Consider the following 5,218-nt stretch of genomic DNA (forward strand, 5'->3'; position numbering starts at 1 on the left):
TAATTAGTAGTAATATTAAATTATACATTAAGTGAAGAATACATCAAATTTATTTTAAAATACTTATTGATATTGGAGGTAATTAAAATGTTAAGATATAAAGAAAATATAAGTGAATACATAATTAAATGTAGAAGAGATTTACACCAAATACCAGAGATTGGGTTGAATTTACCAAAGACATTAGAGTACGTAAAAAAAGAATTGAAAAATATGGGTATAGATTATAAAGAGTTTAAAACATGTACAGGACTTTCAGGATTGATAGGTAAAAAAACAAATAAAAAGGTTATAGCATTAAGAGCTGATATGGATGCTTTACCTATAACGGAGGAAACAAAAGTAGATTTTAAGTCAACAAATGGAAATATGCATGCATGCGGACATGATGCACATACTGCAATGCTTTTAGGTGCAGCAAAAATATTAAAAGAAAATGAAGATAAATTAAATGGGCAAGTTAAACTTATTTTTCAACCAGGAGAGGAATATGGAGGAGGAGCAAAAGTAATGATGGATGAAGGCGTTTTAGAAAATCCAAAAGTAGATGCTATTATAGCTCAGCATGTTATGAGCATACCATATTTTAAACCTGGACAGATTGTAACAAAAAAAGGAGGAATGATGGCATCATCAGACCGATTTAAAATAAAGGTTGTTGGAAAAGGTGCACATGCATCAACTCCAGAATTTTCAAAAGATCCGATATTTATGACAAATCAAATTATAAATATGATACAAGGAATACTGACAAGAGAAAATGATGTTCAAAACCCTATTGTAATAAGTATATCCAATATAAAAAGCGAACAACCATCAACTCCAGCATATAATATAATACCTAATTATGTTGAGATTTTAGGCACAGTAAGATGCTTAGAAAATGATTCTAGAGATTTTGTAAATAAAAGATTAGAAGAAATTGTATCTGGGGTAACAAAGACTATGGGTGGAAACTATGGGTATGAATATGAATATGGATATCCAGCACTTAATAATAATAATGATATGGTTGATTACTTATCAGGTATTTGCAAAAATATATGGGGTGAAAACTCAATTATGCTTTTACCTAAAGGAGCTATGGGTAGCGAGGATGCATCTTATTACTTTGAAAAAATACCTGGAGTATACTATGGATTAAACACAATAATAGAGGGTGAGGAGATTTATCCTCTTCATAATCCAAAAGTAAAACTTAATGAAGACGTATTTGAAAAGGGATGTAGGCTTTTAGTAGAAGGAGCAATAAATTTTTTAAATAATTAGTAACATAATTAGCTTAATTTGAATATAAATTAATATTGACAGCAAGATATTTAATTGATAGAATTAAAATTAATTTTAACATGTTAAATGGAGTTATCAGGCACGTATTATTATGTGCTGGGTTTCTTAGGAAGCAGTGGATATATAAATCCATGGGATAGTTTAAAAACTTTTCCATGGATTTTTTTGCGCTTTAGGAATTAACAGACCGAAAAATTGTATATTAAACAGGTATAGGAATTTATAAGTTTGGTTTTAAGCGCAAAAAAGTTTTTGAGCAACGGACAAAGTCGTTTTAGTAACGGGACACGAGTTTGCCGAGTGGACGTTGACGATATGAAATTTGAGTGACATGAAGTGGTTCGTAGACGTAGTCGCTCAAGCAAAGCGAATTTTTATTTTTAAAATTAAGGAGGCTAATTATGATATCTGATAATTATAAAAAAGTAAAACAAGTTTTATGGATAATATTATTTGCAAACATAGGTGTTGCAATATTAAAAATAGTAATTGGTAGTATTATAAAAAGTGCAAGTATGACTGCTGATGGATTTCACTCAATATCTGATGGAACATCAAATATTGTAGGCTTAATAGGAATATCTATTGCATCTAAGCCCAAAGATAAAGAACACCCGTATGGACATAAGAAATTTGAAGTTATATCAGGTCTTTTTATAGGTGCAATGCTTTTATTTATAGGTGGGAAAATTATATTTGAAGGTATTTTGAAATTTCAAAATCCAGTTGAACCAACAATAACAATTGGAAGTTTATTTGTGTTAATATTAACTCTTATAATAAATATATTTGTATGTACTTATGAATATAGAATAGGTAAAGAACTAAATAGTTATATACTAATATCAGACTCAATTCATACTAAAAGCGATATATTTGTTTCTATAGGGGTTTTATTAACTTTAGTTGGGGTTAGATTAGGATTACCAGCTATAATTGATCCTATTGCATCTTTAGTTGTTGCAGGGTTTATACTTCATGCTTCATATGAAATTTTTAAATCTACTATAGATGTTTTAGTTGATAAAGCAATAGTTGATGAAGAGGCTATAAAAGAGATACTAAAAAGCTTTAATGAAATAAAAGATGTTCATAACATTAGAAGTAGAGGTAGTGAAAATGATGTGCATATTGATATGCATATAATGGTTGAACCTAATATAACTGTTGAAAAATCTCATAAATTAAATCATGATATTGAAGAATCTATAAGAAAGAATATAAATAAAAGTGCTCAAGTCATAATTCATATAGAACCATTTTATAATAAGAAAACCACTGATATATAAAACTTGACTATGGGTGGTACTTTAAGATATAATCCATAAATCATATACTGTTTATATAAGTAATGACGTAAAAGATAATAATTAGGAGTGAGATAGATGAAAATAGCAGTTATAATGGGTGGTATATCTTCGGAAAGAGAAGTATCACTAAGATCAGGCGAAGAGGTTTTTAACAATATAGATAGAGATAAACATGAAGCAGTAAAGATTGTATTAAATGATAAAAAAGATATATTCACTAAGGTAACAGATGATATAGATTTTGCATTTTTAGCTCTTCATGGTAAATTTGGAGAAGATGGATGTGTCCAATCTATTTTAGAAGCTATGGATATTCCATACTCAGGATGTAATCCATTAACTAGTGCTTTATGCATGGATAAAAATATGACTAAAAAAATATTAAGAGATTCTAATTTACCAACAGCACCTTGGACAGTAGTTAGAAAAATAGAAGATATAAATTATGAAGAAATAGAAAAAATAGGATATCCAGTATTTATAAAGCCAAATAGTGGAGGGTCAAGTGTAGCAACATTTTTAATAAAGTCTAAAGAAGAAGTATTAAATGCAGTACAAAAAGGATTAGAAGTTGATGATTGTGTAATGATAGAAAAATATATAAAAGGTGGAGAGTACACATCATTTATATTAAATGGAGAAGTATTCCCTACTATATCAATAAAATCAAATTCAGAGTTTTTCGATTTTGAGTCAAAATATAGTTCAAACGGGGCTACAGAAGAAGTAGTTTATTTAGAAAAAGAATTACAAGAAAAAGTAAATGAAATATCTAAAGGATGTTGGGAAGCTTTTAACTGTAAAGCTTATGTTAGAGTAGATGTAATAATAAGCGATGGTGTGCCATATGTATTAGAATTAAATACATTACCAGGAATGACCCAAACTAGTTTAATTCCAAGAAGCGCGAAGGCTAATGGAATAGGATTTAGTGAGTTGATAAATAAAATAATACAGTACTCTTTAAATTAAAAATATAAAAAATAAGCTAATTCAAAATAAAGATTAATCTATAAGTTGAGTTAGCTTATTTTAGTTGAGTTATTTAATTAATTTGCTTTAGCTTTTTGACTTTCAAAGAATTTATCGGATTCTTCTTTTACTTCTTTTCGAAGTTTTATTACGCCTATCATATTTGTAGCTATAACGCAGGCTAGGGCAGAATCTAATAACACTACTACATTACCTAACTTACATAATGCGCCTATAATTATAAAACATAAATAAATCAGTCTAACTAACTTAGATGTTTTTAAACCAAATAAATATTCAGCTTGCTTTTCGCCATAAAAAATTATGACTATTAAAGTTGATAAAACAAACATAAGCATACAAATAGTTAAAAAACCTCCACCAAATTTAGTACCTAATACACTTTGAATTGCCATAGAAGGCATAGCAGCAGCTTTGTCAGCTCCAAGGTCAGACCATATTCCTGTAGTTAAAACTAACAATGCTGTTATTGTACATATAAACAGTGTATCAACGATAACTTCAAACACGCCCCAAAGAGCTTGTCTTGCAGGAAAATCAGTAACAGCAGCAGAATGAGCTATTGTTGATGTACCCATACCTGCTTCTGTTGAATAAGCTCCTCTAGCTGCTCCAGCTCTTATTGTTGCTGATACTATAGAACCTGTAAATCCACCAGCAGCGGCAGTAGGATTAAATGCTCCTTTAAATATTAAGTTAAATGCATATGGTATGTTTTTGAAGTTAATTAACACGACTGTAAGTGATATTAAAAAAAATGCAACAGCCATAAATGGGACTAGTTTTTCTGTAACTTTTGAGATTCGTTTTATTCCTCCATAAACAACCAATCCGACTATGAACACAAGAACTGAACATGATATGATAGGAGGGATATTTATAGTTTCAGCAGTTTGAATAATTGAAGCTGACTGAGTTGCTATAGATGGTGCTATTTCAACCATTAAGAAAAATGCGAATAAAGATCCTAGTAAGGGCATTTTTGCTCCATTTTTAAGATAATACATAGGACCTCCTACGTATTCACCATCTTCATTTTTAACTCTATATTTTATACCTAATATAATTTCTGAGTATTTAAGAGCACATCCAAATATGGCAATAATCCACATCCAAAATATAGCTCCAGGACCTCCTGTAGCTATAGCTAGAGGAACACCTACTATATTTGCAGCACCTATTGTAGAAGCTAAAGCAGATGTAGCTGCCTGAAATGGAGTTATTGTTCCATCCCCCTCTCCTTTTTTGAATATTTTTCCAAAAGTTTCTTTTAGTATGAATGGTAATTTTGTTATTTGAAAAAAATTTAACGTAATTGACATGGTTATACCACCACCGACTAGGATAATTAAAATCGGATAAAGCCATAACCAATCAATAAATTGCTTGAATATATCAAACATAAAATAATACCCCCTTGAATTTGTATATTAATTTTTTTAGCATAAAAATATTTGTGTAGTTAAATTGTAGCAGTTGTTTTTGAATATATGCAAAGAAAATTTTTATGTTGAATATAAATTAACTTATAAAAATTAAATTCTTAGAATACAAAAAAATTTAATATTTCTTTATTTTGGAGGATTTAAATTTCCTTTTTGTTTGAAATATTACAGTAAGTAAGC

At 29.3% G+C, this 5,218-nt stretch carries 4 protein-coding genes; 3 read left to right on the forward strand and 1 reads right to left on the reverse strand.

Annotated features, from left to right (window positions below):
• The first annotated feature begins 87 nt into the window (after nt 1–87).
• From VN21_RS13535 to VN21_RS13545, 3 genes are all read left to right on the forward strand, one after another.
• On the forward strand, nt 88–1,269 hold the full coding sequence (locus VN21_RS13535) for a M20 metallopeptidase family protein (RefSeq protein WP_046823722.1): 1,182 nt from the start codon (nt 88–90) through the stop codon (nt 1,267–1,269).
• 422 nt (nt 1,270–1,691) lie between these two features.
• A complete protein-coding gene (locus VN21_RS13540) occupies nt 1,692–2,579 on the forward strand; it encodes a cation diffusion facilitator family transporter (RefSeq protein WP_046823723.1) in 888 nt (295 codons plus the stop codon).
• Nucleotides 2,580–2,675: 96 nt separating this feature from the next.
• Nucleotides 2,676–3,572: a D-alanine--D-alanine ligase gene (locus tag VN21_RS13545; RefSeq protein WP_046823724.1), complete on the forward strand. Its 897-nt coding sequence runs from the start codon at nt 2,676–2,678 to the stop codon at nt 3,570–3,572.
• A gap of 77 nt (nt 3,573–3,649) precedes the next feature.
• On the opposite strand, the gene VN21_RS13550 is transcribed toward VN21_RS13545, so the two are convergent.
• Entirely contained in the window at nt 3,650–4,996 is a 1,347-nt protein-coding gene (locus VN21_RS13550; RefSeq protein WP_046823725.1) for an alanine/glycine:cation symporter family protein, read from the reverse strand.
• Nucleotides 4,997–5,218: the final 222 nt, after the last annotated feature.

Source organism: Paraclostridium benzoelyticum, assembly GCF_001006285.1.
GTDB lineage: Bacteria > Bacillota > Clostridia > Peptostreptococcales > Peptostreptococcaceae > Paraclostridium > Paraclostridium benzoelyticum.